The following is a 23,147-nucleotide window of genomic DNA, read 5'->3' as shown; positions in this document are numbered from 1 at the left end:
GCTCAGAAGCGCGCCACGACCCCGGCGCTGACCAGCCCGTAGCGGTGCGCGAACGAGCTGGTGGTCTGCGTGTTGTAGGCCAGCGGCAGGTCGGCCAGGAAGGCGTGGTCCATCACCTGCACGCGCAGCAGTCCGGCCAGGCCGGTTGTCAGATCGACCTGCAGCTGCGCCGTCAGGGTCTGGTTGTGGCGCAGCGCCCGTCCGCCCCGGGCGTCGATCAGGGCGTCGATGCGCTCGCGTCGCCAGGCCAGCCGGTCATAACCGAGCGTGGCCGACCAGCCGGGCTGGTCGAGGCGCACGGCCAGCGCCAGATGGGCCAGACGCGCGCGGTAGTTCGTCTCGGGCTGCGCGGCCGAGGACAGCAGCGCGTTGGGCACGGCGACGATCAGCGCCTGGCTGCAGCTGTCGGCCGGCGTGGCGACGAGCTGCTCGGCGCCGAAGTCCAGCGTGTAGGGGCAGCCGCCGACGTCGGCCGTGCCGGTGACGGCTCGGTTGGCGACGCGGCTGCGGCCGGCGCCCAGGCCGGCATGGAAGGACCAGGCCGGCGAGAGCGCCCGGCTCATCAGCAGGTCGACCTGCATCTGGCGGTCGCGCGGGCGTTCCACGCTGATCGTGCCCAGGCGTGAATCGAGCGTGCCGGCGACCAGCGCCGCGTGGGTCGTGCGCGACAGCCGGCGGGCATCGCTGCCCCAGGCCGAGCCGCGCACCGCCCACAACGTGGCCGGACGGGTGTCAGCCGCGACGCTCAGCTCGTCGCCGCCATTCAGGCGCCACTGGCCACCCAGCCGCCAGCTGCGCAGCGACTGGGTCTGCGCGCCGTCGTCGATGTGGCGCTGCCAGGCGGTGGCGTCGAGGCCGAGCCGTCCGCCCTGCCACTGCAGGCCGCCTTGCCAGCCGGCGTAGTCGCCGATCGACGTGCCGGACTTGCCGGCCTTGTCGCGCCAGCCCAGCACGTCGAGCGTGCTGTTGGCGGCGTCGCGGGTGAGCTGGACCTGCAGGCCGGCCGGGCCGCCATCGGCCCGGACCAGCGCGTCGAGCGGCGCCGCCGGCACGGCCGCGGAGGCCGCCGTCAGCAGCAGCGCGACGGCAACCGGGCCGGTGCGGCGGTGCGCGTTCAGAACGTCAGGCGGCCGGTGACCGCCGTGCCCTGCACGCGGCGGGCGATGCCGCTCTGGCCGGGGATGTGGACGGCGACGCTGCCGCGCGCGAACGGCGTGCCGTCGGCATGGCGCAGGTCGATCTCGCTGATGACCAGCTTGACCTCGAAGGTGCCGGTGGCCGACAGCATCTGGTCGATCAGCGTGGCGTTGGCCGGGAAGCGACCGCGCATCCCGGCGGCCAGCCGGGACAGGTCGAGCGAGGCGCCGCCGTCGGGGTTGCTCAGCAAGGTGCCGTCGAGGTTCTCGAAGCCGTTGCGGCCGGTGCCGAAGGCCACGCCGCTGCCGGAGCGGGCGTAGAAGTACAGCTCGGACTGCGCGTTGACCGACAGCTCCACCAGGCCGCTGGTGGCGTTGCGCGACAGACGCAGGTCGTCGAGCAGGAACTCGATCGTGCGGCCGCCGGGCGCGTTGACATCGGTCACCGACAGGCCCACCGCGACCTTGCGACCGTTGCGCGGCAGCGAGCGCACGTCGGCCGTCAGCGGCAGGCGCAGCGCGGTCAGGTCGCCGAGGTGCTGGCCGGTCAGGTTCACGCCACTGGCGAACTCGGTCAGCGTGACGCTGCGACTGCCGCCCGACAGCGTCGGCCCGACCAGCGTGAATCGGTCGCCGACCGCCGCGATGTGGCGGGCGCGGCCGACGCCTTCGTCGTCGCGGCATTCGTTGCGGGCGTTGCCGTAGGCGGTGTCGTCGTCCAGGTCGGTGGCGCTGACGATCGAGGTCACGACGCCGTTGTTGAAGTCGTCGCGGATGTCGTCGTAGCGGGCCTTCGCGGCGATCCGGGCGCTGATGCGCTCCAGCCCGTCGGCCAGCAGCGCGGCGGCGCGCGACCGGGCCGTCGGCGTCAGCGTGCCGGTGGGCAGCGTGGCCAGTGCCGCGTCGGCGGCGGCCAGGATGGCGGCGTTGCGGGCGGCCGCATCGGTGACGAAATCGGTGCCGGCCGGCGCGTTGCGCACCTGGCTGACCAGCGCGGCGATCGCGGCGTTGAAGGCGGCGGCCGGATCGCCGCCGAGCGACTCGACCGCGTCGGCGATCTCGTTGAGGATCTTGGCGACCGCCGCCGCCTTCGGGCCGCGCGTGTCGTCGTTGGGCACATAGCTGTGGGCGTCGACGCCGCTCAGCCCGAGCTTGGCCAGCACGGCGCGGAAGGCGGTGTCGTCCAGCCCGCTGGCCAGCTGCATGGTCGTGAAGGGCGACACCACCGAGCCGCCGCGACGGGCCTTGAACGAGCCCTTGGGCGCGCGCAGCGAGGTGCGGTCGTAGCCGGTGCCGGCCACCGAGGTGAGGGTGCCGCTGTCGCAGCTGGCGATGCTGTAGGCGCCGCTGTCGTCGGTCGTCGCGCTGGCTTCACCGGCGTCGAGCGTGCCGTTGCCGTTGGTGTCGCAGAACACCGTTGCGCCGATCACCACGTCGTCGACCAGCATGCCCTGCGCCGTCGCGCCCGTCCCGCTGGTGCCGACGATGCCGCCACCACCGCCGCAGGCGGTCAGCCCGAAGGCGAGCAGGAGCGACAGGGCGACGGGACGAAGGCGATGGTGCAGACGGTTCATGGCGGCTTTCCTGGAGGGGCGGTGACGGCAGCGGAGGGCGCTGGTGGAGGGTGACCGCCACTCTAGGGACCCGGCCCCGCCGATGGCGCCGCGAGGAAGCGCCGCTTTCGGGCGCAGTTCGGCCGATCGGCGGGGGGGCGAGCCGTCAGGGCAGGGTCGCGCCGAAGGTGATCGCGCCGCCGTAGGTGTAGCCCGGGAAGGCACGCGGGCGAGCGGCGCCGACGCGGATCGTCGAGACCGGCAGGGCCGTGCCGCTGGTCGGGCGGATCTCCGAATGGCTGACGGTGACCTTGATGTCGAACTTGCCGGTCAGTGCCAACGCCTCCGACACGCCGGTCGCGTTGCCCATCGCCGCCTGCAGCTTGGCCTTGATCAGGCCGATCGGGATGGCCAGGCCGTCGTAGGCGTTGGCCGTCAGGTTCTCGATCGAGTTGGCCGGCTCCAGCGTCACGCCGCTGGCGGTGCGGGCGTAGAAGCTCATGCGGGCACCGGCCGGGAGGGTGACGCTGACCATGTCGTTGCTGGCCTTGCTCAGCTGGACCGTGTCGATGCCGAACTGCAGCTTGCGCGTGCCGCCGGTCTCCGAGAGCTCGACGGCGACCGCGACGCTGGCGGGGAGCTTGCGGACATTGACCGCCTTCAGCGGGATGGTGACCACGTCCAGGTCACCCAGCTTGAACGACGTCTTCGCGGTGCCGGCGCTGACCGCGGCGGCCGTCAGCGTCTGCGCCGCGCTGCCGGAGGCGGTCATCACGATGCTGGTGAACTCCAGGCGTGGCGCGGCCGCCAGCAGGTCGTCGGCGCCGGGGTAGTTCGTCACCTCCGAGGGCTTGTCGCGGTGCTTCTCGATGAACTCGGTCGCGCCGGTCGACGCGAACAGGCGCCGCGCCGCGTCGTCGTCGCTGGCGTCGGCAATGCTGCGGGCGGACGCGTTCAGCGTGCCGACGACCAGGTCCCGGACGCCTCTGTCGAAACCGGCCGGGATCGCCGCCTTGAGGGCCTTGCCCAGGTTGTCGCCCGCGAACAGGTCGAAGGTGGGGTTGCCGGCCGAGCTGACCTTGACGCTGGTCGCGAGTGTTCCGGCCACGGCCTTGAACGCGGTCTTGGCATCGGCATGGCTGCCGGTGCTGACCAGCACGGTCGTCAGGTCGTTCATGACCTTGATCGCTGCACGGGCCTTCTTGCGGCTGGTGTCGCTCAGGCCGGACAGGCTGGTGGTGCCCGGATCGACCGAGCCCAGACCCATCGCGGCCATGACGGCCTTGGCCTGCAGCTCCGTCAGGTTGCCTTCGGCGACCAGCGTGGTGAAGGGCGAGACGACCTTGGCGCCGGCCTTCGCGCGCAGCGAGCCGGACGGCGCCGTGCCGGTGTCGGTGTCGATGCCGGTGCCGGCCACCGAGACGATGTCGGCGTTGCAGGCGCTGGTGAAGGTGAACACGCCGAGGCTGTTGGTGGTGGTGCTGGCCTCGCCGCTGTCGAGCAGGCCGTTCTGGTTGGCGTCGCAGAAGACGGTGGCGTTCACGACCAGGCCGTCTTCCAGTGTGGCGGAGGTCGTGCTGGCGGGGGTGGACACGCCGCCATCGCAGGCGGTCAGGCCGAAGGCCAGCAGGATGGACAGCGGGAGCGGATGCAGCGGACGCAGGCGTTGCGTGAGGGTCATGGGGGACTCCGGGTTCGACAGGTGGTGGACAGCGCGACCCGACGGACCGCGCCGGCGCACTCTAGAAATCGCGTTGGCGGTGTTCCTGACGAGAACCTGCAAAAGCCCCCACCAGATCATGTGAGGGACTGGTTCGGTGGGTCCGGCGATGGTGTGGAACTTGCTAAAGCTCCGGATCGCGTCTTCCACCTGCCATGCACGACCTGCCGACTCCGCCCGCCATGCCCGATCCGGAGCTGGCCCCGCCTCAGCGCGTCATCAAGGTCCGGCGCGACTACAACAGCTGGGTCGCCAGCGAGACGCTGGAGGACTACGCGCTGCGCTTCACCCCGCGCGCGGCGCGGCGCTGGTCGATCGGGCGGGTCGCCAACACCGCCTTCGGCGGCGCGGCGTCGTTCCTGGTGCTGGAGGCCGTCGGCGCGACGCTGCTGGTGCAGCACGGCTTCGTCAACGCGGCGCTGGCGATCCTGGCGACCGCGCTGGTGATCGCCCTGGCCGGCATCCCGATCAGCGTCTACGCGGCCCGCCACGGCCTGGACATGGACCTGCTGACGCGCGGCGCCGGCTTCGGCTACATCGGCTCGACGCTGACCTCGCTGATCTACGCGAGCTTCACCTTCATCTTCTTCGCGCTCGAAGCGGCCGTCATGGCCTATGCGCTCGAACTGGCCTTCGACATCCCGCCAGCCTGGGGCTACCTGATCTGCGCGGTGGTGGTGATCCCGCTGGTCACGCACGGCGTCACGCTGATCGGCCGGCTGCAGGTCTGGAGCCAGCCGATCTGGCTGGTGATGCTGCTGCTGCCCTATGCCTACGTGTTCGCGCGCAACCCTGGCCTGCTCGACGAGCTGCGCGGCTATGGCGGCGACGGCGACAGCGGCCTGCCCGGATTCAGCGGGCTGGCCTTCGGCTCGGCGATGACGGTGGGCATCGCGCTGATCACGCAGATGGGCGAGCAGGCCGACTACCTGCGCTTCATGCCCGAACGGACCCGCGAGAACCGGCTGCGCTGGTGGGCCGGCACGCTGTTCGGTGGCATCGGCTGGATCGTGCCGGGCGTGCTGAAGATGCTCGGCGGCGCGCTGCTGGCGAGCCTGGCGATCGGCCATTCGGTGCCGCTGGAACGGGCGGTCGACCCGAACCAGATGTACCTCGCGGCCTACGAGTACGTGTTCCCGAACTACGCCTGGGCGGTCGCCGCGACGGCGCTGTTCGTGGTCGTCTCGCAGCTCAAGATCAACGTCACCAACGCCTATGCCGGCTCGCTGGCGTGGAGCAACTTCTTCTCGCGCGTGGCGCACAGCCACCCGGGCCGGGTGGTCTGGATGCTGTTCAACATCCTGATCGCGCTGGTGCTGATGGAGCTGGACGTGTTCCAGGCCCTCGGCGGCGTGCTCGGGCTCTACAGCAACCTGGCGATCAGCTGGCTGATGGCGGTGGTCGCCGACCTCGTCATCAACAAGCCGCTGGGCCTGTCGCCGCCGGGCATCGAGTTCCGCCGCGCCTACCTCTACGACATCAACCCGGTCGGCGTCGGCGCGATGGTGCTGGCCTCGCTGCTGTCGGTCGCCGCCTACCTGGGCGTGTTCGGTCCCTGGGCGCAGGCCTGGTCGGCGGCCGTGGCGCTGGTGACGGCCGGCATCACCTCGCCGCTGATCGCCTGGGCGACACGCGGGCGTTACTACATCGCCCGGCCGGACGTCGCCGCAGGCCGCTACCGCCGGCTGGGCGCGGCCACGCCGGGCGCGCCGCTGGCGAGCGCGCGCTGCAGCATCTGCGAGCGCACCTACGAGGGCGACGACATGGCCGCCTGTCCGGCCTACGGCGGGCCGATCTGCTCGCTGTGCTGCACGCTGGACGCCCGCTGCAACGACCTGTGCAAGCCGCATGCACGCCTGTCGGTGCAATGGAGCGCGGCCCTGCAGCGGCTGCTGCCGCGCTCGATCTGGCCCTATCTGGACAAGGGCCTGGGCCACTTCGTGCTGCTGATGCTGGTGGTCGTGCCGCTGCTCGGGCTGATGTTCGGCGTGCTCTACCACCAGGAGCTGCGTACGCTGCAGGCTCAGGGCATGAGCCTGTCACCGGACCTGTGGGACGGCCTGACGGACGGCCTGCGCGCCGGCTACATCAAGGCCTATGCCGCCCTGCTGCTGGCCGCCGGCGTGGTGGCCTGGTGGCTGGTGCTGGCGCACCAGAGCCGGCTGGTGGCGCAGGAGGAATCGAACCGCCAGACCGAGGCCTTGCACCAGCAGACCGTCGCGCTGCAGCGCGAGATCGCCTCGCACCACCAGACCGACCTGGCGCTGCAGGCGGCCAAGGCGGTGGCCGATGCGGCGCGCGCGCAGGCCGAGGCGGCCAACGGCGCCAAGACGCGCTACATCACCGCCATCAGCCACGAGCTGCGCACGCCGCTGAACTCGATCCTGGGCTATGCCCAGCTGCTCGAAGAGGACGAGGCCATGCCGGCGCACCGGCGCCAGGCGGTCAGCGTGATCCGGCGAGGCGGCGACCACCTGCTGTCGCTGATCGAGGGCACGCTGGACCTCGCCCGCATCGAGGGCGGCAAGCTCGCGCTGCAGACCCGGCCGATGCGTTTCGCCGACACGATGGGCGAGATCGCCCGGCTGTTCGAGCTGCAGGCCGCCTCCAAGGGCATCGCCTTCCGCAGCGAGTTCGATGCCGGCCTGCCGGCCGTCGTGCGGGCCGACGAACGGCGGCTGCGCCAGATCCTGATCAACCTGGTCGGCAACGCCGTCAAGTTCACCCAGCAGGGCGAGGTCGTGCTGCGGGTCCACCACGCCCGCGAGATCGCGCGCTTCGAGATCGTCGATTCCGGCCCGGGCATGGACGCGGCCGAGCTGGAGCGGGTCTTCGAGCCCTTCGAGCGCGGCTCGGCGGCCGGCGCCGCTTCGGGCAGCGGCACCGGCCTGGGCCTGACGATCAGCCGGATGCTGACCGCGCTGATGGGCGGCGAGATGACGGTCGAGAGCACGCCCGGCGTAGGCACCACCTTCCGGCTGACGCTGTTCCTGCCGGCACTGGCCGACGACGCCGCCCTGCCACGTGGCCAGGCGCCGCAACGCGTCGGCCAGCGCGGCCGGCCGCGTCGCCTGCTGGTGGTCGACAACGAGGAAGCTGACCGCGGCCTGCTGCTGTCGATGCTGGCGCCGCTGGGCTTCGAACTGCGCCAGGCCGCCAGTGGCGAGGAGGCGCTGGCGCTGCTGGAATCGCTGCCCGGCGAAGGTCTGCCCGAGGCCGTCTTCATGGACCTCGCGATGCCCGGCATCGACGGCTGGGAGACGCTGCGCCGGCTGCAGCGCGACTGGCCGGCCGGCCTGCCGCTGCCGGCCCGCGCGATCGTCTCGGCCAATGCCTTCGACCAGGCGCTCGACAACGACGTGGGCATCACGCCGGCCGACTTCTTCGTCAAGCCGGTGCGCCTGCCCGAGCTGCTGGACTGGCTCGGCCGCCAGCTGGCGATCGAGTGGATCGAGGCCGGCCGCCCGACAGGCTCACCGGCTGAGCCACCCGCCACAAACCCGAAGGGCCTGCTGCCTGCCGATGCCGATCTCGCCGACCTGCGCGAGGCCGTCTCGCTCGGTTACCCGCGCGGCGTGCTGCGGGCGCTCGACGCGCTGGCCCAGGCCCATCCCCAGGCCGCCGAGTCGATCGAACGCTGGCGCGGCCTGGCGCGCGGCTTCCAGCTCGATGCGCTGGCCCGCGAACTGTCGCCCGCAACCCCCGACCTGGAAGACACCCGCCGTGCTTGACCGCAACGCCAGCGACATCGTGCTGATCGTCGACGACGTGCCCGACAACCTCGCCGTGCTGCACGACGCGCTCGACGAGTCCGGCTACACCGTGCTGGTCGCCACCAACGGCGCCGACGCCATCGCGCGGGCCGTGCAGGCACGCCCGCACGTCGTGCTGCTGGACGCCGTCATGCCCGGTATGGACGGCTTCGAGGTTGCCCGCCGCCTGAAGGCCGATGCGGCCACCGCCCACATCCCGATCGTCTTCATGACCGGCCTGACCGAGACCGAACACGTGGTCGCGGCGTTTGCGGCCGGCGGTTGCGACTACGTCACCAAGCCGATCCGCGCCCGCGAGGTGCTGGCCCGCATCGCCGCCCACCTGCACACCGCCCGCGAACAGCGGCTGGCGCGCAACGCGCTCGATGCCTTCGGCCATGCCAGCCTGGTGCTGCGGCAGGTCGACGGCCGGATCCTGTGGCAGACCGCGCTGGCGCGCCAGATGCTGGCCGACGCCGACCCGCGCCACGCGCCGGCCGAGCTGCTCGCCTGGCTGCAGCGGGAGGCTCAGCGCGTGAGCCAGGCCGATGCGGCCGGTGCCACGCTGCAGGCGCTGCCGCTGGACCTCGAACTCGGTGCCCGCCGGCTGCGCTGCACCTTGCAGGAAGCGACCGGCGACGGCGAGTGGCTGGTCGTGCTGCGCGAGTCCGACGACGCCGCCGCGCTGGAGGCACTGGTGCTGGCCTTCGGCGTCACCCGCCGCGAGGCCGAGGTGCTGCTGTGGCTGTGTCGCGGCAAGACCAACCGCGACATCGCCGACATCCTCGGCGCCAGCCCGGCGACGGTGAAGAAGCACCTCGAACACGTCTACGAGAAGCTCGGCGTCGAGACCCGCAACGCGGCGGCGGCCGTGGCGATCGGCAAGGTGCCGCAGCTGGGGCGTTGACCGGTCAGGGTTCGACCTGGGCGCGCGCCGCCGGCAAGGGCGCGACGAAGCCGATCACCAGCATCAGCACGCCCACGCCGATGAAGGACACGATGCGCGTGACCGTGCCGCTGCCCGACAGGTCGACCACCAGCAGCTTGAGCATCACGATCGCCAGCAGCACCGCGCCGACCTGCCAGGTCTGACGCTCGCCGCGCCGCGAGGCGATCCAGGTCAGGGCCAGCGCGATGGCGCTCCACAGCAGCGTCAGGCCGGTCTGCACCGCCAGCGTGTCGACCCAGGCCTGCAGCGTGTAGGGCACATCGGCATGGTGGTGGAAGGCGCGCAGCAGCATGGCGTTGAGCCAGACGAAGACGGCGCCCCCGACCAGCGGCAGCGGGCCGATCTGCATCGGCAGCGCGCGTGTGGCCAGGCGCCTCCAGCTGGCCCACAAGGCCAGCCCGATGGCGGCATCCAGCGGGTTCAGCAGCGGCAGCGTCGCCCAGGCGGAACCGGTCGACAGGGCACCCGTCGACCCGCCGTTGGCCATCAGCGTCCACAGCAGCACGGCCAGCGCCAGCACGCCGCCGGCCTCGTCGCGGCAGGCCTTCACGTCCAGCCGGATCGGCCAGCAGCGGTCGGCGCGTTCGAGGTTCAGCAGCACCAGCATCAGCAGCGGTGCGATGCCCCAGCCCAGCCACGGCCAGGCGCTGTCGCCAGGGCCCCACGGCGCGGTCAGCGCATGGCCGAGCGCGGCGCCCAGCAGCGCGGGCGTGGCGATGCTGCAGCGGTGCGTCCAGGCGGCCAGGTTCTGCCAGATCGACGCTGGCACCGATGCCGGGCCGGGCGTCGCGGGCCGCTGCAGCCCCAGGTGCGACAGCAGGTGCAGCACCCCGGCCTGCACCGCCAGCGCGACCGGCCAGCCCCACGCGCCGCCCGCGTCGCGCGGGTCATCGTGGAGGGCCCAGGTCACCAGCGCCAGCAGGCCCAGCACGGGCGCATGGGTCAGCGCCACCCGCGCGGCGCCCGGCCATGCCAGCCAGCGGCCGAGGGTGGTCCACAGCGCCGCGATGCCGGCCAGCGCCACCAGGGCGACGCCGAGCTTGGCGTCGTTCGGCACGACGTGATGCAGCTGCAGCCCGGCGGCGATCAGCAGCCACAGCGTCGCCCAGCCGATCAGCAAGGGTTCGATGGCGGCATCGACGACCGGTTCGGCCGGACCGGGTTCGCGCCGCGACGTCAGCCACGCCGCCACGACCGCACCGGCCGCCACCAGCAGGGCGTTCAGGAACAGCGCGTTCAGCACGGTGTCGGGGGCTGGCGAGTCGTCGATCGCGTGCAGCAGCGCGGCACCCGACAGGCCCATCAGCAGCAGGCCGAAGGCGCGCGTCAGGCGACGCTGCTGGCGCAGCCCGAGCCAGAAGGCGCCGGCCCCTTCCAGCGCCCACAGCCCGGCGGTCTGGCTGGCATCGAAGGCCAGCGGGATGGCGAGCGTCAGGCAGACGGTGCCGATCGCCGCATCGGCCTGTGCCAGCAGCGCGCGCACGGCGGGTCCGGACGCGCTGGCACGCCGCAGCCAACGCCATTGCGCGAGGTGGAACAGGCCCAGCACGAGCGCACTCCAGGCAGCGCCATGTGACAGGTCGCGCACCAGGCCGGCCTGCAGCACCAGCGTGATGGCGGACAGGCCGAAGACCAGCGGGGCGTCCAGCCGCCACGGGTGCGCCTGCGACGTGCGGCCATGTGGCGACAGCGCGGTCAGCCGCGCCACGGCGTTGAACAGCAGGAAATACGCGATCAGGAAGGCCTGCGCCCACGGCCGGTCGGCAGGCGCGAAGCTCAGCACGCCCCAGACCGTGGCGATGACGAAGGTGGCGAAGAAGCCGATCAGGTTCAGCGCCCGCGAACGCAGCCGCCAGGCCACCGCGACCAGGCCGATGTCGAGCACCAGGTAGTAGCCGAACAGCAGCCGCGCATCACCCCCGTCCGTCGCCAGCAGCAGCGGCGTCGCATAACCGCCGAGCGCGCCGATGATGGCCAGCGCGCTGGCGCCTTGCCGCAGCGCCAGCCCGGCGGCCAGCGCGGCCACGGCGACCATCGCGATGAAGGCCGTGCCGGCGGGCATCAGGCCGAAGAAGCGCGTGGCGGCGTAGATCGTCAGGTAGAGCGTCGCGACCGCGCCGCCCTGCAGCACCTGCGCATGCACCGGCCGGCTCGTGCGCAGCCGCCAGCCGGTCGCCAGCAGCCCCAGCGCGACCAGCGCGATGCCGCCCAGCCGCAGCTCGATGGGCACGGTGACGTGCTCGCTGGCGTACTTGGCCAGGAAGGCGAGGCCGACGAACAGCACGCCGATGCCGATCTTCAGGATCGGGTTGCCGCTGACCAGCCAGGCGTGCAGCGCCGGTGGCAGCGAGGTCAGCCAGTCGTCCGGCAGCGGTGCGACGGGCTTGGCGGGAACGGGTTCGAGGGGGACGGGCGCGATGACAGCGGGCTTGATCACGGCGGGCTCGGTGACAACGGGCTCGATCACGGCGGGCACCGTCGTTTCCTCGACCTGCGGCGCCGGCTCGATACGCGGTGTGGCGGTGAGTCGCTCGCGCAGCGCCTCGATCTCGCGGCCCTGCGCGATCTGGCGCGACAGCAGCCAGGCCAGCAGCGCGCCGAAGACCGCACCGGCAGAGGCGCTGCCCCCTTCGTTCACGACCGCCCCGAGCAAGGCCCCCAGCAACACCATCCAGATCGGTTTCATCGTTCGTTCCCTGTCGTGATCGGGTCAATCTAGCAGCCGACCGGTCGACCGCGAACTCACGCGACGGGGTGTCGGCGGGCGCGACCGTCGGCATCGCGAGGCGATGCCGCGCCGGGCCGGGCCGGGCCTGCGCCGCCGTACGCCGATCTACGCCGGCCTACGCCCATCTACGCCATCCGGCGTATGGGCCGAAACCGTGACGCTCGACACACTGCATCCCAGACGCCGAAGACCTCGGTGCCGCTTGTTTCCCCAGCCCTCAACGTCTCTCAACGACCCGGAGCCACTCCCATGCAAACCACCCGTCGCACGTTCGCCAAGACGCTCAGCGCTGTGTCGCTCGGCGTCGCCGCCCTGAGCCTGCCGCTGTTCGCGCAGGCCGCCGACACCATCAAGGTCGGCATCCTGCACTCGCTGTCGGGCACGATGGCCATTTCCGAGACGGTCCTGAAGGACGTCGCGCTGATGACCATCGACGAGATCAACGCCAAGGGCGGCGTGCTCGGCAAGAAGCTGGAGCCCGTCATCGTCGACCCGGCCTCCAACTGGCCGCTGTTCGCCGAGAAGGCCAAGCAGCTGATCGACCAGGACAAGGTTGCCGCCGTGTTCGGCTGCTGGACCTCGGTGTCGCGCAAGTCGGTGCTGCCGGTCTTCGAAGAGAAGAACTCGCTGCTGTTCTACCCCGTCCAGTACGAAGGTGAAGAGCTGTCCAAGAACGTGTTCTACACGGGCGCGGCGCCGAACCAGCAGGCCATTCCGGCGGTCGAGTACCTGATGAGCAAGGACGGCGGCTCGGCCAAGCGCTTCGTGCTGCTGGGCACCGACTACGTCTACCCGCGCACGACCAACAAGATCCTGCGCGCCTTCCTGAAGGCCAAGGGCATCCCCGAGTCGGACATCATCGAGGAGTACACCCCCTTCGGCCACGCCGACTACCAGTCGATCATTGCCAAGATCAAGAAGTTCGCTTCCGAAGGCAAGAAGACCGCCGTCGTGTCGACCATCAACGGCGACTCGAACGTGCCCTTCTACAAGGAACTGGGCAACCAGGGCCTGAAGGCGACCGACGTGCCGGTGGTGGCCTTCTCGGTCGGTGAGGAAGAGCTGCGCGGCGTGGACACCAAGCCGCTGGTCGGCCACCTGGCTGCCTGGAACTACTTCATGAGCATCAAGAGCCCGGCCAACACCGAGTTCGTCAAGAAGTGGAGCGACTACGCCAAGGCCAAGGGCATCGCCGGCCACAAGGACAAGCCGCTGACCAATGACCCGATGGAGGCCACCTACATCGGCCTGCACATGTGGGCCCAGGCCGTCACCAAGGCCAAGACCACCGACACCGACAAGGTCATCGCCGCGATGGCCGGCCAGACCTTCCAGGCGCCGGGCGGCTTCGTCTCGACGATGGACAAGGAAAACCATCACCTGCACAAGCCGGTGTTCATCGGCGAAGTGAAGGCTGACGGCCAGTTCAACGTGGTGTGGAAGACCAAGGGCCCCGTCCAGGCGGATCCGTGGAGCGACTACATCGCCGAGAACAAGGGCAAGAAGAACGTGCCGGAAAAGAAGTAACCCCCCTACCGCAGCGCAGCTGCGGCCCCCCAAGGGGGGCGAGACGAGTGGACCGGCCGAGCCGGATCCACCGTCTCTGTTGCGGGAGCGCCAGGGCCTTTCGGCCCGGCGCGCATTTCGACTGGTTTGCATTGCGTCGGAACCGTTGACGCTCAAGGTTGATTCATGGTGCTGCGCAAGCTGTTGTCGGTGGCTCAGGTGATGAGCCTGTGGCTGGTCCTGTCGGGGGTGTCGCATGCCCTGACGTCGCAGCAGGCCCTGGCGATCGCGGCGGGGGAGACCGATGAGCGGATCGCGGCGCTGAATGCGGCGGCGGCTGAAGGGGATGCGGCGCTGGCCGGGTTCGTTCAGGCGATGCTCGACGATGGCGTCAAGTTCGACGCCAGGCAGGCTTATGTGGTGCGCGATGGCAAGAGCTACATCGCCGGCACCGACACCGAGGCGAGTCCGCCGGCCGAGGCCGAGGATGTCGTCAACAACAACCGCATGCGCGGCGCCCTGGAAGCGGCGCTGGGCGTGCTCAAGCTGGTCTCGCCGGACCGCACGGTGCGGGCTGCGGCGCTGACCGAGCTGGCCCGCAATCCGCTGGACGAGGCGCAGCTGCCGATGATCGAGAAGGCCTATGCGGCCGAGACGGATCCGGCGCTGAAGGCCCGCCTGGAGAACCTGCGCGCGACGCTGCTGGTCAGCGTCTCCGACCCGGCCCGTCGGCTCGAAGCCGCGACCGCGCTGGGCGCGAGTGCCGAGGCCGGCGTCAAGAGCCTGTTGCAGGAGCGGCTGGCCGCGGGTGTCGAGACCGATCCCGCCGTGCGGGCCGCGCTGCTGAAGTCGCTCGCGTCGGTCGAGTCGCGGCTGGCCTGGGGCGAGCGTCTGGGCGTTGTCTTCACCGGCATCAGCCTGGGCTCGATCCTGCTGCTGGTGGCCCTGGGACTGGCCATCACCTACGGCCTGATGGGCGTCATCAACATGGCCCACGGCGAGCTGATGATGATCGGCGCCTACGCGACCTTCGTGGTGCAGAACGCCTTCCGCGCCTGGCTGCCGGGGCTGTTCGATGTCTATGTGCTGGTCGCCATTCCGGTGTCCTTCCTGAGCGCGGCGCTGGTCGGCGCGGTGCTCGAACGCAGCGTCATCCGCTGGCTGTATGGCCGGCCGCTGGAGACGCTGCTGGCGACCTGGGGCATCAGCCTGATGCTGATGCAGGCGGTGCGTTCGCTGTTCGGCGCGCAGAACGTCGCGGTCGAGAACCCGTCGTGGCTGTCGGGCGGCGTGCAGGTGGCCTCCAACCTGATCCTGCCGTTCAACCGGCTGGCGATCGTGGCGTTTGCCTTCCTGGTGCTGGGTGGCGTGGCGCTGATGATCTCGCGCACCCGCCTCGGCCTGTTCGTTCGTGGCGTGACGCAGAACCGCCGCATGGCCGCCTGCATGGGCGTCAACACCGCCCGCATCGACACCTATGCGTTCTCGCTCGGCGCGGGCATCGCCGGTCTGGCCGGTTGCGCGCTGAGCCAGGTCGGCAACGTCGGCCCGGACCTGGGCCAGGGCTACATCGTCGACGCCTTCATGGTGGTCGTCACCGGCGGTGTCGGCCAGCTCGCCGGCACGGTCTACGCGGCCCTCGGCCTGGGCGTGCTCAACAAGTTCCTGGAAGGCTATGCCGGTGCGGTGCTGGCCAAGATCATGGTGCTGGTGTGCATCGTGGTGTTCATCCAGAAGCGCCCGCAAGGCCTGTTCGCGATGAAGGGCCGGTCGGCCGAGGCCTGAGCCGTCGATCGACCTCCGCATCGGCGACAGCCCCGATGAACACGAGCAAATCCTGAATCCGGTCCTGACCCCGAGCCTGAACCCGAGAACCTGACGATGTCTGCCCTGATGACCCCTTCCGATGCCGCTGCAGCGTCGGGCCTGCCGACACCGCGACGCGGCCTGCTGCTGGGCACGCGAGGCTGGACGGCCGTGGCCGCCGCGCTGATCGTCGTGGTGGTGCTGGTGCCTTTGCTGAACCTGGTGGTGCCCGAGGGCAGCCTGTTCCACCTCAGCGAGTTCCATGTCCAGCTGGTCGGCAAGATCATGTGCTACGCGATCTGCGCGCTGGCGATGGACCTGATCTGGGGCTACACCGGCATCCTGTCGCTGGGCCACGGGCTGTTCTTCGCGCTCGGCGGCTACGGCATGGGCATGTACCTGATGCGCCAGATCGGCCGCGACGGCAACTACCAGTCGGACCTGCCGGACTTCATGGTCTTCCTCGACTGGAAGGCGCTGCCGTGGCACTGGACCTTCAGCGACAGCTTCCTGGCGCAGCTGCTGCTGGTGCTGCTGGTGCCGGGCCTGCTGGCCTTCGTGTTCGGCTTCTTCGCGTTCCGATCGCGCATCAAGGGCGTCTACTTCTCGATCATCACGCAGGCGATGACCTTCGCCGCGATGCTGCTGTTCTTCCGCAACGAGACCGGCTTCGGCGGCAACAACGGCTTCACCGACTTCAAGCGCATCCTCGGCGTGCCCATCACGCTGCCCGGCACGCGGGTGTTCCTGTTCGTGCTGACGGGGCTGACGCTGATCGGCTTCTTCCTGATGGCGCGTGCCATCGTCAACAGCAAGTACGGCCGCGTGCTGCAGGCCATCCGCGATGCCGAGTCGCGGGTGATGTTCACCGGCTACGACCCGCTGGCCTACAAGCTCGGCATATGGACGCTGAGCGCGGTGATGTGCGCGGTGGCCGGGGCGCTGTACGTGCCGCAGGTGGGGATCATCAACCCCGGCGAGATGAGCCCGGCCGCCTCGATCGAGATCGCGATCTGGGCGGCGGTCGGCGGGCGTGCGACGCTGATCGGCCCGATCGTCGGCGCCTTTTTCGTCAACGGCGCCAAGAGCTGGTTCACGCAGGTCTTCCCCGAGTTCTGGCTGTACTTCCTGGGCGCGCTGTTCATCGCGGTGACGCTGTTCCTGCCGCAGGGCATCGTCGGCCTGTTCAACAAGATCAAGGAGCGCCGCGCATGACGCCGGACCTGATGGAGGACCGCGCCCAGGCGCGCATCGAACACGATGCCAAGGCGGCGTCGACGGCCGGCCGGACCGAGTCCGGTGGCCGCAGCGCCTCGTATGGCCGGCTGCACCGCGCCGGCTCGGTCGACTTCACGCACGGTGTGGCGCTCTACCTGGACGACATCACGGTCAGCTTCGACGGCTTCAAGGCGCTCAACAGCCTGAGCCTGAGCATCAACGTCGGCGAGCTGCGCTGCATCATCGGCCCGAACGGTGCGGGCAAGACGACCATGATGGACGTCATCACCGGCAAGACCCGGCCCGATGCGGGACGTGCGTCGTTCGGCTCGACCATCGACCTGCTGCGTCTGCGCGAGAACGAGATCGCCCAGATCGGCATCGGCCGCAAGTTCCAGAAGCCCACGGTGTACGAGGAACTCAGCGTGTTCGAGAACCTCGAACTCGCGCTGGCAGCGGACCGCCGCGCCCGCGCCAGCCTGTTCCACCGCCTGAGCGGCGAACAGCTCGACCGCATCGGCGAGGTCATCACGCTGATCCATTTGAAGACCGAGGCCCAGCGCACCGCCGGGCTGCTCAGCCACGGCCAGAAGCAGTGGCTGGAGATCGGCATGCTGCTGATGCAGGACCCGAAGCTGCTGCTGCTCGACGAGCCGGTGGCCGGCATGACCGACGAGGAGACCGAACGCACCGCCGAGCTGTTCCTGTCGCTCGAAGGCCAGCATTCGCTGGTGGTCGTCGAACACGACATGAAGTTCGTCGACCAGCTGACCGAAGGCCGCAAGACCGTGACGGTGCTGCACGAGGGCAGCGTGCTGGCCGAGGGCAAGCTGTCGGAGGTCCAGGCCAATGAAAAAGTGGTCGAGGTTTACCTCGGGCGATGAGTCGAACGGATGTCTCTCTCTCCCCTTGCGGGAGAGGGTCGGGGTGAGGGGAGCGGTCTTGCGAGGGAGCCCACCCCTCACCCCCAACCCCTCTCCCGCAAGGGGAGAGGGGAGCAAGAGGAGTGGCTCCTTTCCCGGGAGGGGAGTCCGATCGATTTCTCCCTCTCCCCTTGCGGGAGAGGGCCGGGGTGAGGGGAGCGGTCTTGCGAGAGAGCCCACCCCTCACCCCCAACCCCTCTCCCGCAAGGGGAGAGGGGAGCTGGAAGTAGCCATATGCTCAAAGTTGAAGGTTTGAACCAGTACTACGGCGGCTCGCACATCCTGCGCGGGCTGGGCTTCGAGGCGAAGCTGGGCGAGGTCACGGTCGTGCTCGGGCGCAATGGCGTGGGCAAGACGACGCTGCTCAAGAGCCTGATGGGGGTCGTGCCGATCAAGACCGGCTCGATCGCGCTGGACGGTGGCGACATCTCGCGCGACACGCCCTACGAGCGGGTGCGCAAGGGTGTCGGCTACGTGCCGCAAGGGCGCGAGATCTTCGGCCGGCTGACGGTCGAGGACAACCTGCGCATGGGCCTGGCCTACAAGAGCGGCAGCACGCCGATCCCGGCCGAGCTGTTCGAGCTGTTCCCGGTGCTCAAGCAGATGATCTACCGCCGCGGCGGTGACCTGTCCGGTGGCCAGCAGCAGCAGCTGGCGATCGCGCGGGCGCTGGCGGCGGGGCCGAAGCTGCTGATCCTGGACGAGCCGACCGAGGGCATCCAGCCCAGCATCATCAAGGACATCGGCCGCGTCATCCGCATGCTGGCCGACCGCAAGACCATGGCCATCGTGCTGGTCGAGCAGTTCTACGACTTCGCCGCCGAGCTGGCCGACCAGTACCTGGTGATGGAACGCGGCGAGATCATCGCGCGCGGTCGCGGTGACGAGATGGAAGCCAACGGCGTGCGCCAGCTGATGTCGATCTGATCCCGATCCGATCGGCATTGCCGCGATTCGGCCGGGTGTGCGGCGCGTAGACTCGCGCGCCTCATGAGCCAGTCGCCCGAACCCCATTCCACCGCCGATGCGCCCGCCGCGTCGTCGCCCCGCGTGATCGTCGTCGGCGCCGGCCCGGCCGGCCTGATGGCCGCCGAGGTGCTGGCCGCCGCCGGCCTGCAGGTCGACGTGCACGACGCCATGCCGTCGGTCGGCCGCAAGTTCCTGCTGGCCGGCAAGGGCGGGCTCAACCTGACCCACGCCGAGCCGGCCGCCCACTTCGTCGCCCGCTACGGCACACACGCCGATGCGGTCGAGCCGTGGCTGCAGGCCTTCGATGCCGACGCGATCCGCGCCTGGGCCGCGGGCCTGGGCATCAAGACCTTCGTGGGCAGTTCCGGCAAGGTCTTCCCGGCGGAGATGAAGGCCGCGCCGCTGCTGCGCGCCTGGCTGCACCGGCTGCGCGTCGCGGGCGTGCGCTTCCACATGCGACAGCGCTGGGACGGCTCGATCACGTCGAGCGGCACGGGCTGGTCGCTGGCCTTCGACACCGCCGATGGCCGCATCACCGCGCAGGCCGATGCTGTGCTGCTGGCGCTGGGTGGCGCAAGCTGGGCGCGGCTGGGCAGTGACGGCGCGTGGTTGCCGTGGCTGCAGGCCGCCGGTGTCGACTGCGCGGCGCTGCGGCCGTCCAACTGTGGCTTCGACATCGGCTGGAGCGCCCACCTGGCCGAGCGCCATGCCGGCGCGCCGCTGAAGAACGTGGTGCTGCGCGTGCCGGGCCGGTCGGATGACGGATCTGACGACACGCCGGCCTTCGAGCGCCTGGGCGAGGCGGTCGTCTCGGCCACCGGCCTGGAAGGCTCGCTGGTCTATGCCGCCAGCAGCCTGCTGCGCGAGCGCATCGCGGCCGACGGCCATGCCGACTTCACGCTCGACCTGCTGCCGCACCGCCGCGAGGCCGATCTGGCGCAGGCACTCGCCAAGGGCCGGGGCAGCCGCTCGTGGCCCAACCACCTGAAGGAACAGACTTCCCTGAGCGGCGCACCCGCCGCGCTGCTGCGAGAGGGCCTGGACGCAGCCGGCTGGGCCGCCCTGACGCAGGACGCGGCGGCGGTCGCCCGGCGCATCAAGCGTCTGCCGCTGCGGGCCGTGGCGCCGCGCCCGATCGACGAGGCGATCAGCACGGCCGGTGGCGTGCGCATCGGCCCGGACGGCGCCGACGCGACGTTGCAGCTGCGCGCGCTGCCCGGCGTCTGCGTGGCCGGCGAGATGCTCGACTGGGAAGCGCCGACCGGCGGCTACCTGCTGAGCGCCTGCCTGGCCAGCGGCCGGTGGGCGGCGACGCACCTGGCGCAGCGGCTCGCGGCGACGTCGTCCAGCGGCGTCTGAAACGACAGGCCTGAAATGTCAGGCCTGAAACGACAGGAGCCTCCCGAAGGAGGCTCCCGTGGTGCGAGGCGACGGCTGGATCAGCCTTCGCCGCCCACCTTGCGGCGACGCGACATGAAACCGACGGCGGCGATGCCGGCCAGCATCATCGCGTAGGTCGACGGCTCGGGGATCGGGCTCGGCGCGGCAACGGTCGTCACGTCGAAGGTCGACACGCCGACGCTGTTGGGGGCGGCGCTCTTGCGGTCGTAGACGATCTGGACGTAGTCGTAGGTCAGGCCCTGGATCGGCTTGAGCGTGTACGAGGTCGAGAAGCCCGGCTCGGTGCCGACGGCCCAGGCCAGTGATGCGATCCCGTTCTTCGCGCCCGGATCACCGGTGGCGACGGTTGCACCGTTGTTCATGAAGACCAGCCAGCCGCTCTGGCTCGGGCTCTGGCCGCCGTTCCAGTTCAGCGTCAGCGAGTTCAGCGTGAAGTCGGTCTTCGACGAGAACAGCGCGTAGACACCGTTCTGGTTGTTGCTCGACGAGCCGTAGATCAGCATGTCCGGCGCGCCGGTCTTGGCGGCCTGGTGGAACCACTGGGTGCCGCCCTGCAGGCCCATGAACAGACCGGTGGTCGGCTCGCTCACCGCGCCGATCGCGAAGGTGCTGGCCGACACCGTCGTCGCCTGGCTCGCGCCGGCGCCCACGCAGGCCAGTGCCACCAGCAGGCAGCGGCACAGGGCGGACAGGTTCAGCGGCGACGACTTCAGGTTGTTGTTCATGGTGTTCTCTCGGATGGAAATGTTCCTGGCTGGCAGGCTGCCGATGCGCCCTGGAACACCCCCTTGAATGGGTCGGGTGGCGGGTCGGGCTATCGGAACGCTTCCTGGACCCCGAGATTGCCTGCCACCGTGAAGAGACGATACACCGGATTGAGGGGGTGATTTCCCATTTTTAGGGGGTGTTCAGCCTTCTTAATGAATGCTGGATGAACCCCGAATCAGCAATGAGCAGATGGGCCCGCAGGCTTTGGGGGGTGACGCGCATCTTCCCGAAAATGAGGGGGAAATGCCCCATTTGCAATTTCGGCCCGGGATTCAGGTAGACCACACGCGTGGCGGGCAAGCCGCACGTTGCCAGGCGATCTCGCGCCAGCGCGACCACACGGCGGTCATCAGCCGCATCGCCGGTTCGGCCCGGTGCGCCAGCACCCGCAGGACCAGGCAGGACGGCTGTGGCGCGCTGACGCCGACGGCCAGCGGCGCGTCGACCGGCACGGCGCGGGCGGCCTCCAGCAGCGCTTCCAGCATCGGCCGCGCGAACGGCGTGCCGGCCGCCAGCCAGAAGGTGCCCAGCACGCGCTGGCCGGCCCAGCCCAGGGGCCCGTCGAGCAGCGTGGTGTCGTCGGCCGACAGGCGAGCCTGTTCCAGCCAGACGCCCGGCAGCTCGATGCGCTGTTCATAGGTGCCGCGCCGCCAGGCCAGGTCGGCTGCCGGCAGGCCCAGCGCGAGCAGGTCCCAACCCATCATCTGCGCGCCCGGCGCGAGCTCGAAGCGCAGCTGGTTGCGGGCGATGCAGCCGTCGTAGGCGATGGTCTCCAGCGGCAACCACTCCAGCCGGGCGCCGTCGGCCAGTCGGGCCTGCACGCGCTGCGTCGCCGGTTCGCCGGCGCTGCGGTAGTAGCGGGTCGCGCCGGGCGTGGTGATCAGCGCGTGGCTTCCTTCGGCCAGGTCGACGGCCACGTCCAGCGTGTCGCCGCCGACCAGCCCGCCGGGCGGGTGCACCAGCACGTGGTGGCAGACCGCGTCGCCTTCCGGGTAGAGCCGCTGCAGCACCCGCAGCGGGCCGTCGTGGCGGTCATGGGCGATGGTGCGTGCCCCGTCCTGGTGCGGATCGAGGCGGTAGTTCAGCGTCAGGTGGCCATGCCAGCTCATCAAGGGCTTTCAAGGGCTTTCGGGAGACTTCGGGAGACGTCGGGGTGCACCGCTTCGGCGCGCGGGCCGGCAGTGTAGGCAGCCGCCGTGCCAGCCTGCCGGCGCTGTAACCGGGTTACGTCGATGACGCGAAACCGGTTACAGGGGGCTGTGGACAAGCCGCCGATCCGGCCTGTGGACGGAACTTGTCCACAGGCCGCGCGTATCCCCACCGGACAGGGACAAGCATGTGGACAGGACCCGGGACAGATGCCGGAAGAGCCGATCGCCACGGGGCATTCAACGGATTGCCTCCGTTTTGGGCAGTGGCCCTTCTCGCGTCCTGGAAAAGGTCACGCCCCGATTTGTCAATGACCCTGGGCGGTCATCCGGAGCGATTGAAACCGCCGTGCCTGTGGATGGCGGCGGCGCGCCATCGGCCGCCCGGCGCCCTCCACATGGGGCAGGGACAAGCCTGGGGACAAGCGCAGGGCGGCGCCTGCAAGTGCTTGTCAGGGCTGGGTTTTCCCTGGGTTGCCCGGGAATGAGGCAGGTCGGCCGTCGGCTCAGGCCGCCGTCGCCAGCGTGGTGCGCCGGTACATCTCGACGATGTGCTCGCCGGCCGTGATCGGCGGGTGGCGGGCCGGGTTGTCGGCGCTGCAGCAGGTCGGCAGGGCCTCGACCCGGGCGTGGTAGTCGATGTCGAAGAAATACGCGATCGAGTGGCGGTCCCGCCCGCTCTGTTCGTTGACGACGCGGTGCAGCGTCGACCGGTAGGCGTCGTTGGTCCAGCGCTGCATCAGGTCACCCAGGTTGACGACGAAGCTGCCCTCGACCGGGCGGGCGTCCAGCCAGCGGCCGGACTCGTCGCGCACCTGCAGGCCGCCGGCATCGTCCTGGGCCAGCAGCGTGATGCCGCCCCAGTCGGTGTGCGCGCCCGAGCCGATCTGGTCGCCCAGCCGGCTGACCTGCTGCGGCGGGTAGTGCAGCAGCCGCAGGACCGGCATCGGGTCGCGCAGGAAGGGCTCGAAATGCGTGCGCGGCAGGCCCAGCCCGAGCGCGATCAGCCCCATCAGATGGCGTCCGAGCCGTTCCATCGCCGCCGCGTAGGTCTCGCAGGCGTGCCGGAAGCCGGGCGCATGGGCCTCGTCCGGCCACTGGTTCGGGCCGTGGTTGGGCGTGCCGGCGCGCACCAGCGGGTCGTCCGGGCCGCGTTCGGCGCCGATGTAGAAGCTCTCCTTCAGGTCGGCCGGACGACCGGCTTCCAGCGCCTGCCAGCCGATCGGGTCGTAGCCCCGCTTCAGGCCGCCGGACCGGTCGATGTGGCAGGCGTCCTTGACCGCTTCCGGCAGCTCGAAATAGCGCCGGTTGACCATGAACAGGTGGCTGATCAGCGCCAGCGGCACGCCATGCCCGACGACGTAGAAGAAGCCGTGGCGACGGCAGGCCGCGTCGATCTGCCGGGCCACCGCGCGCGGGCCGTCCGGGTCGGTGCCGAAGCTCGGGGCCAGGTCGATGACGGGCAGATTGGCTTGCATCAAGGGTCTCCGGAAGGTGCGCGACTAGCCGTGCAGGAGCCATGCCAGCCAGTGCCTGTGACGGCTCCGCCACGCCAGCCCCCGCGAACAGG

Annotated in this window: 15 protein-coding genes; 8 read left to right on the top strand and 7 right to left on the bottom strand. The window is 70.4% G+C overall.

The window, feature by feature from the left end; genetic code table 11:
• Window positions 1-2 precede the first annotated feature (2 nt).
• The 3 genes from ACWA7K_RS13205 to ACWA7K_RS13195 all read right to left on the bottom strand — a co-directional run bounded on the left by ACWA7K_RS13205 (window position 3) and on the right by ACWA7K_RS13195 (window position 4,370).
• The gene (locus tag ACWA7K_RS13205) at window positions 3-1,052 is read right to left on the bottom strand and encodes a hypothetical protein (RefSeq protein ID WP_456161865.1); all 1,050 of its coding nucleotides are present in this window, start codon (window positions 1,050-1,052) and stop codon (window positions 3-5) included.
• A gap of 62 nt (window positions 1,053-1,114) precedes the next feature.
• The gene (locus ACWA7K_RS13200) at window positions 1,115-2,710 is read right to left on the bottom strand and encodes a hypothetical protein (RefSeq protein WP_456161864.1); all 1,596 of its coding nucleotides are present in this window, start codon (window positions 2,708-2,710) and stop codon (window positions 1,115-1,117) included.
• Window positions 2,711-2,855: 145 nt separating this feature from the next.
• Window positions 2,856-4,370, bottom strand: a complete 1,515-nt coding sequence (locus ACWA7K_RS13195; RefSeq protein WP_456161863.1) for a hypothetical protein — start codon at window positions 4,368-4,370, stop codon at window positions 2,856-2,858.
• 194 nt (window positions 4,371-4,564) lie between these two features.
• Between ACWA7K_RS13195 and ACWA7K_RS13190 the strand changes: the two genes are divergently transcribed.
• Window positions 4,565-8,140: a hybrid sensor histidine kinase/response regulator gene (locus ACWA7K_RS13190; RefSeq protein WP_456161862.1), complete on the top strand. Its 3,576-nt coding sequence runs from the start codon at window positions 4,565-4,567 to the stop codon at window positions 8,138-8,140.
• The gene (locus ACWA7K_RS13185) at window positions 8,079-9,068 is read left to right on the top strand and encodes a response regulator (protein WP_456161861.1); all 990 of its coding nucleotides are present in this window, start codon (window positions 8,079-8,081) and stop codon (window positions 9,066-9,068) included. The genes ACWA7K_RS13190 and ACWA7K_RS13185 overlap by 62 nt, the downstream gene beginning before the upstream one ends.
• 4 nt (window positions 9,069-9,072) lie before the next feature.
• On the opposite strand, the gene ACWA7K_RS13180 is transcribed toward ACWA7K_RS13185, so the two are convergent.
• Window positions 9,073-11,796, bottom strand: coding sequence for a DUF2339 domain-containing protein (locus tag ACWA7K_RS13180; RefSeq protein WP_456161860.1), 2,724 nt, complete (start codon window positions 11,794-11,796; stop codon window positions 9,073-9,075).
• Window positions 11,797-12,087: 291 nt separating this feature from the next.
• On the opposite strand from ACWA7K_RS13180, the gene urtA reads away from it, so the two are divergent.
• The 6 genes from urtA (at window position 12,088) to ACWA7K_RS13150 (ending at window position 19,619) form a co-directional block, all read left to right on the top strand.
• Window positions 12,088-13,365: an urea ABC transporter substrate-binding protein gene (gene urtA / locus ACWA7K_RS13175; protein ID WP_456161859.1), complete on the top strand. Its 1,278-nt coding sequence runs from the start codon at window positions 12,088-12,090 to the stop codon at window positions 13,363-13,365.
• A gap of 165 nt (window positions 13,366-13,530) precedes the next feature.
• The gene (gene urtB / locus ACWA7K_RS13170; RefSeq protein ID WP_456161858.1) at window positions 13,531-15,129 is read left to right on the top strand and encodes an urea ABC transporter permease subunit UrtB; all 1,599 of its coding nucleotides are present in this window, start codon (window positions 13,531-13,533) and stop codon (window positions 15,127-15,129) included.
• A 96-nt stretch (window positions 15,130-15,225) separates the two neighbouring features.
• On the top strand, window positions 15,226-16,365 hold the full coding sequence (gene urtC, locus ACWA7K_RS13165; RefSeq protein WP_456161857.1) for an urea ABC transporter permease subunit UrtC: 1,140 nt from the start codon (window positions 15,226-15,228) through the stop codon (window positions 16,363-16,365).
• Complete coding sequence (gene urtD, locus ACWA7K_RS13160) at window positions 16,362-17,252, top strand: urea ABC transporter ATP-binding protein UrtD (RefSeq protein WP_456161856.1); 891 nt, start codon at window positions 16,362-16,364, stop codon at window positions 17,250-17,252. The genes urtC and urtD overlap by 4 nt, the downstream gene beginning before the upstream one ends.
• A gap of 273 nt (window positions 17,253-17,525) precedes the next feature.
• Window positions 17,526-18,218: an urea ABC transporter ATP-binding subunit UrtE gene (urtE, locus tag ACWA7K_RS13155; RefSeq protein ID WP_456161855.1), complete on the top strand. Its 693-nt coding sequence runs from the start codon at window positions 17,526-17,528 to the stop codon at window positions 18,216-18,218.
• 63 nt (window positions 18,219-18,281) lie between these two features.
• Window positions 18,282-19,619, top strand: a complete 1,338-nt coding sequence (locus ACWA7K_RS13150) for an NAD(P)/FAD-dependent oxidoreductase (RefSeq protein ID WP_456161854.1) — start codon at window positions 18,282-18,284, stop codon at window positions 19,617-19,619.
• An 80-nt stretch (window positions 19,620-19,699) separates the two neighbouring features.
• On the opposite strand, the gene ACWA7K_RS13145 is transcribed toward ACWA7K_RS13150, so the two are convergent.
• From ACWA7K_RS13145 to ACWA7K_RS13135, 3 genes are all read right to left on the bottom strand, one after another.
• On the bottom strand, window positions 19,700-20,386 hold the full coding sequence (locus ACWA7K_RS13145; protein WP_456161853.1) for a PEP-CTERM sorting domain-containing protein: 687 nt from the start codon (window positions 20,384-20,386) through the stop codon (window positions 19,700-19,702).
• Window positions 20,387-20,701: 315 nt separating this feature from the next.
• A complete protein-coding gene (locus tag ACWA7K_RS13140; RefSeq protein WP_456161852.1) occupies window positions 20,702-21,538 on the bottom strand; it encodes an urease accessory protein UreD in 837 nt (278 codons plus the stop codon).
• 545 nt (window positions 21,539-22,083) lie between these two features.
• Window positions 22,084-23,055, bottom strand: coding sequence for an isopenicillin N synthase family dioxygenase (locus ACWA7K_RS13135; protein WP_456161851.1), 972 nt, complete (start codon window positions 23,053-23,055; stop codon window positions 22,084-22,086).
• Window positions 23,056-23,147 lie beyond the last annotated feature (92 nt).

The organism is Leptothrix mechoopdaensis (SeqCode) (assembly GCF_053893855.1).
The sequence above is the reverse complement of the archived record's forward strand: the minus strand, read 5'-3'. Positions and strand labels throughout refer to the sequence as shown.

Coding starts and splice junctions, on each gene's coding strand:
- ACWA7K_RS13140 (WP_456161852.1), bottom strand. CDS start 21,538: ATGAGCTGGCATGGCCACCTGACGCTGAACTACCGCCTCGATCCGCAC.
- ACWA7K_RS13185 (WP_456161861.1), top strand. CDS start 8,079: ATGCGCTGGCCCGCGAACTGTCGCCCGCAACCCCCGACCTGGAAGACA.
- urtC (WP_456161857.1), top strand. CDS start 15,226: ATGTCTGCCCTGATGACCCCTTCCGATGCCGCTGCAGCGTCGGGCCTG.
- urtE (WP_456161855.1), top strand. CDS start 17,526: ATGCTCAAAGTTGAAGGTTTGAACCAGTACTACGGCGGCTCGCACATC.
- ACWA7K_RS13150 (WP_456161854.1), top strand. CDS start 18,282: ATGAGCCAGTCGCCCGAACCCCATTCCACCGCCGATGCGCCCGCCGCG.
- ACWA7K_RS13200 (WP_456161864.1), bottom strand. CDS start 2,710: ATGAACCGTCTGCACCATCGCCTTCGTCCCGTCGCCCTGTCGCTCCTG.
- ACWA7K_RS13145 (WP_456161853.1), bottom strand. CDS start 20,386: ATGAACAACAACCTGAAGTCGTCGCCGCTGAACCTGTCCGCCCTGTGC.
- urtB (WP_456161858.1), top strand. CDS start 13,531: ATGGTGCTGCGCAAGCTGTTGTCGGTGGCTCAGGTGATGAGCCTGTGG.
- ACWA7K_RS13135 (WP_456161851.1), bottom strand. CDS start 23,055: ATGCAAGCCAATCTGCCCGTCATCGACCTGGCCCCGAGCTTCGGCACC.
- ACWA7K_RS13180 (WP_456161860.1), bottom strand. CDS start 11,796: ATGAAACCGATCTGGATGGTGTTGCTGGGGGCCTTGCTCGGGGCGGTC.
- urtD (WP_456161856.1), top strand. CDS start 16,362: ATGACGCCGGACCTGATGGAGGACCGCGCCCAGGCGCGCATCGAACAC.
- urtA (WP_456161859.1), top strand. CDS start 12,088: ATGCAAACCACCCGTCGCACGTTCGCCAAGACGCTCAGCGCTGTGTCG.
- ACWA7K_RS13195 (WP_456161863.1), bottom strand. CDS start 4,370: ATGACCCTCACGCAACGCCTGCGTCCGCTGCATCCGCTCCCGCTGTCC.
- ACWA7K_RS13190 (WP_456161862.1), top strand. CDS start 4,565: ATGCACGACCTGCCGACTCCGCCCGCCATGCCCGATCCGGAGCTGGCC.